We start from the raw sequence: 4,335 nt of genomic DNA, 5'->3' as shown, positions 1-4,335 counted from the left end.
GGGGGGAAGGGTTAGGCGGCGGAGTCCGAAGCGTTTCCCCTGTGTGCCCGAGGGGGGCCCCCGCCCGCCCCCACACCCCCGCGGCCCCCGCCCCCCTTCCCCCCCCCCCCCCCCCCCCCGGGAAGCCTCGCCTCCCGGGTCCGGGAGGCCACCGCTGCTCGGGTGTGTTCGTTACTGCATGACGGCCATGGCGAGCGCGCGGCGGGCGCGCAGCGAGGCGCGCTCGGCCCGGCGCTGCATCCGCTGGGCGACCGCCAGGCGCAGGGCCCGGCGTTCGCGCACGGCGTCATGGAGTCGGTCGTGCATATGCGCACGAGCCAGGGCTTCTTGCATGAGTTGCATCTCACGGTTCCTGTTCTGGCGCGCTTCGGTCGCGCCGGTGATGGTGGAGTCTGGGGTCGCGGAGCCGGCGGGCTCGCTGGCGGACGGCTTCATCGGGGCCTGCTTCTTGGGGTCGTGCGTGAGGGGGCGGTCGATCGTTCCTGCGGTGTTCATGCTGTGACCGGGTTCTTGCGCGGGCGGCCACGCGGCCGCTTCCGGGCGACGACGACACCCTGGACGAACAGCTCGCCACCCCAGACGCCCCAGGGCTCGCGCCGCTCCTTGGCCCCGGCGAGGCATGCCTCGATCAGCGGGCAGGTGCGGCAGAGGGACTTGGCGTACTCCACGTCCGCGGGCGACTCGGCGAAGAAGACCTCCGGGTCGTAGGAGCGGCAGGGGACGGCTACGCCGAGGTTCTCGATGGCTTCGTCGAGCGCGGTGAGCGCGGTCAGGGGGGTCAAGGCGGGGTCCTCCGTGAGGCCGGGCGGGGGAATCGTTTGCGAAGGCGGTACGGACGGGGCGTGCGCTTCGAGTTGCACGATGGTTCTTCCTCGTCTTCTGGGTCCGGCCGGTAGACCGGTGGCGGCTTGGTACCGGGTTCTTTTCTTGTCCCGAGGCCCCTTCGCTCCGCTGTCCCGTTCGGGACAAACAGAAGGGCCGCGGATCCCGGATGGGGTTCCGCGGCCCTGAAGGCGCCGGCCTGATCGGCGATCAGGCTGGATCACTCCAGGGTTCTGGCCCACGGAAGGCCCACATCAGGTGGTGCTGCGTCGTCTGCTTCCGGAATCCGGCACCGGCCGCCGCAAAGGCATAGGCGTGCGCCTGTGCCACTACCGCTTCCAGTGCCTTGGTCGGTCGCTCATTGCGCTCGCGGACGGGAAGGCCCGCGGGGGCAACGGAGGACGCCGGACGCACGGCAGAGATGCCGGACAGACCGGTGCCCTGGTGGAAGGCGCCGAGCATGCACGCGGAGACGGTCGAGCGATCGGTCAGTTTGGCCGCGCTGATGGTGCTGAAGCTGATGCTGATCACTGGATTCGCCTCCTCTCGGCGTCTTGGGGACCGGGGTGAACCAGTCCGCTCGGATATGCAAGTACAACACGGAACCGGGGCCTTGGAGAAGGCCGCTGCTTCCGTGCCTAGAACCTATGGGGATTGCCGGGGCATGCGCAAACTATTTTTTCGACGAGTTGCCATCAGCCGTCCCCGTCAAGTCCGTCAGGCTCCCGGCCTGCGCAAATGGCCAGAACATCGGCTCCGTAGCTGCGCAGCTTGCGACTGAGGACACCGGGGATGCGGGCGAGTTCGGCGGAGGTCTCCGGGCACGCCTCCGCGATGGCCATGAGTGTCCGGTCCGTGAAGACGCAGAAGTCCGGCTGTCCGCTGCGCCCGGCCTGGACCGCCCGCCATTCCCGCAGTCGTTCGTAGAGCCCCTCGTCCATGTCCGAGGGGCAGTCCTCGCAGCGCATCAGCTTCATCTCGCCCGCGTCGGTGAGCGTGCGGCCGCAGACCCGGCAGCGGGCGGGGGTGCGCTGGGTGCGCCGGGGGGCGGCGGCCGCGCCGGCGGTGAACCCGCGCTCGACACCGCCGCCGCCCGCGCCAAAGCCGGACTGCCCGACGGTGGGGGTGGTGCCGGGGCGCAGGCCGTCCAGGAAGCGGCTCGGTCTGCGGTGGGAGCGCCCCCCGGGCGAGCGGGACAGGGCCCAGGAGACATGGAGGCGTTCCCGGGCGCGGGTGACACCGACATAGAGGAGACGGCGCTCCTCCTCGATCTGCTCGTCGGTGCGGGCGTAGGTGATGGGCAGCATGCCCTCGGCGACGCCGACCAGGAAGACGACGTCCCACTCCAGGCCCTTGGCCGCGTGCAGGGAGGCGAGGGTGACGCCCTGGACGGTCGGGGCGTGCTGGGCGTTCGCCCGCTCGTCCAGTTCGGCCACGAAGTCGGCGAGGGTGGCCCCGGGCCGGGCGGCGGCGAGGTCGTGGGCGAGGCCGACCAGGGCGGCCAGGGATTCCCAGCGCTCCCGGACGGCGCCGGAGCCGGCCGGCGGCTCGGTGGTCCAGCCCTCGCCGGACAGCACCGCCCGCACCTGGGAGGGCAGGTCCACGACGTCGTCCAGCAGGGAGTCGTTGCCGCCGAAGCGGGCCGCGCCGCGCAGGGCGACGCCGGCCTTGCGGACCTCGGGCCGGTCGAAGAAACGTTCGGCTCCGCGCAGCTGGTAGGGGACCCCGGCGTCGGCGAGCGCCTGCTCGTAGGTCTCGGACTGGGAGTTCGTGCGGAACAGCACGGCGATCTCGGCGGCCGGCACGCCGGCGTCGATCAGCTCGCGGATGCGCCGGGCGGCGCCCTCGGCCTCGGCGGGTTCGTCGGTGTACTCGGTGTAGACGGGTTCGGGCCCCGGGGGCCGCTGGGAGACGAGTTCCAGCCGGTGCCCGGCGGCGCGGCCACGGGCCTGGGCGAGCAGACCGTTGGCGAGGCGCACCACCTGGGGGGTGGAGCGGTAGTCGCGGACCAGCTTCACTACGGTGGCGCCGGGGTGCCGGACCCGGAAGTCGAGCAGATGGTCCGGGGTTGCTCCCGTGAACGAATAGATGGTCTGGCTGGCGTCACCGACGACGCACAGGTTGTCCCGCTCGCCGAGCCACAGGTCCAGCAGCCGCTGCTGGAGCGGGCTGACGTCCTGGTACTCGTCCACGACGAAGTGCTGGTACTGCGCGCGGACCTGTTCGGCGATGTCGTGCCGGTCCTGGAGGACGGCGACGGTGAGCAGCAGGACGTCCTCGAAGTCGATCACCGCGCGGTCGCGCTTCAGATCCTCGTAGGCGGCGTAGAGGTGGGCGATCTCGGCCGGGTCGCGGGGCGCCTCGCGGCCGGCCTTCGCAGCCGCGTACGGGTAGTCGGCGGGGACCGTCTGGGTGACCTTGCACCATTCGATCTCGCCGGTCACGTCCCGCAGCTCGTTGCGGTCGAGGCGGGTGCCGGCGGAAGCGGCGGCCTCGGCGACCAGCTGGATCTTGCGGTCCACCAGCCGGGGCATGGAGCCGCCGATCGCTTTCGGCCAGAAGTACTGGAGCTGGCGCAGGGCGGCGGAGTGGAAGGTGCGGGCCTGCACGCCCTGGGCGCCGAGCTGGCGCAGCCGGCCGCGCATCTCTCCGGCCGCGCGGTTGGTGAAGGTGACGGCGAGGACGCTGGACGGCTGCAGGATGCCGGCCCGCACTCCGTAGGCGATGCGGTGGGTGATCGCCCGGGTCTTGCCCGTGCCCGCTCCGGCCAGCACGCACACCGGGCCGTGTAGGGCGGTGGCCACCTCGCGCTGCTCGGGGTCGAGCCCTTCGAGCACCGCGTCGGCCGACTCCGGTGCCCGCGGGAAAAGGGTGGAATGCGTTGCTGCTGTCACACCGCCATGCTGCCAGGTCGTCCGGGACGGCTGTGCGAGTTGTCCACAGGCGGGAGCTCGCAGTCGTACTGTTTACAGGCTGATCGTCGTATGGATGCGGCAGGTGTCACACCGCGGGCGAGGGGCGACACGCCGGCGGGCGACGGCGGTACCCCGCCCGGGAATGAGGGTCCGCCCGCCCGTGTTCTCCCCTCGACGGAATTTTCCGAGCTGTCCGAGGAGAGCGAAGACATGCAGGGCACTGTGACGATGTACAGCACGACGTGGTGTGGGTACTGCCGGCGGCTGAAGAGCCAGCTGGACCGGGAGGGCATCGCGTACAGCGAGATCAACATCGAGCAGGACCCCGAGTCCGCCGCCTTCGTGGAGAAGGCGAACGGGGGCAACCAGACGGTCCCGACCGTGCTCTTCGAGGACGGCACCACGCTGACGAACCCCTCGCTGGCCCAGGTCAAGCAGAAGCTCGCCGCGTGACGCTCCGCGGCTCGCGCCGCGACCGACGCGAGGGCGGCCCCGGCACTGCCAGGGCCGCCCCCGCGCGTCACACGAAACCGCAGGTCAGCAGAGGATTTTCCTCCCCCCCTTCACTCCGCCGGGCGGCGGGGGGGAGGCCCTCGGG

General features: G+C 71.6%; 5 protein-coding genes. 1 reads left to right on the top strand and 4 read right to left on the bottom strand.

Annotated features, from left to right (window positions below; translation table 11 throughout):
• Positions 1 to 171: 171 nt before the first annotated feature.
• The 4 genes from ACZ63H_RS38450 to ACZ63H_RS38435 all read right to left on the bottom strand — a co-directional run bounded on the left by ACZ63H_RS38450 (position 172) and on the right by ACZ63H_RS38435 (position 3,716).
• Entirely contained in the window at positions 172 to 495 is a 324-nt protein-coding gene (locus ACZ63H_RS38450; protein ID WP_467933659.1) for a hypothetical protein, read from the bottom strand.
• Positions 492 to 860, bottom strand: a complete 369-nt coding sequence (locus ACZ63H_RS38445) for a WhiB family transcriptional regulator (RefSeq protein WP_467933660.1) — start codon at positions 858 to 860, stop codon at positions 492 to 494. Before ACZ63H_RS38445 ends, ACZ63H_RS38450 begins: the two co-directional genes overlap by 4 nt.
• A 172-nt stretch (positions 861 to 1,032) precedes the next feature.
• Positions 1,033 to 1,353 (bottom strand): hypothetical protein, encoded by a 321-nt coding sequence (locus tag ACZ63H_RS38440; RefSeq protein ID WP_469873097.1) that lies wholly within the window; start codon positions 1,351 to 1,353, stop codon positions 1,033 to 1,035.
• A gap of 164 nt (positions 1,354 to 1,517) precedes the next feature.
• Complete coding sequence (locus ACZ63H_RS38435; RefSeq protein WP_469873096.1) at positions 1,518 to 3,716, bottom strand: ATP-dependent DNA helicase UvrD2; 2,199 nt, start codon at positions 3,714 to 3,716, stop codon at positions 1,518 to 1,520.
• 231 nt (positions 3,717 to 3,947) lie between these two features.
• Between ACZ63H_RS38435 and ACZ63H_RS38430 the strand changes: the two genes are divergently transcribed.
• The gene (locus tag ACZ63H_RS38430; protein ID WP_318201507.1) at positions 3,948 to 4,190 is read left to right on the top strand and encodes a mycoredoxin; all 243 of its coding nucleotides are present in this window, start codon (positions 3,948 to 3,950) and stop codon (positions 4,188 to 4,190) included.
• Positions 4,191 to 4,335 lie beyond the last annotated feature (145 nt).

It is taken from the genome of Streptomyces sp. NPDC104831 (genome assembly GCF_055583025.1).
This window is presented reverse-complemented; position numbering and strand designations above follow the sequence as displayed.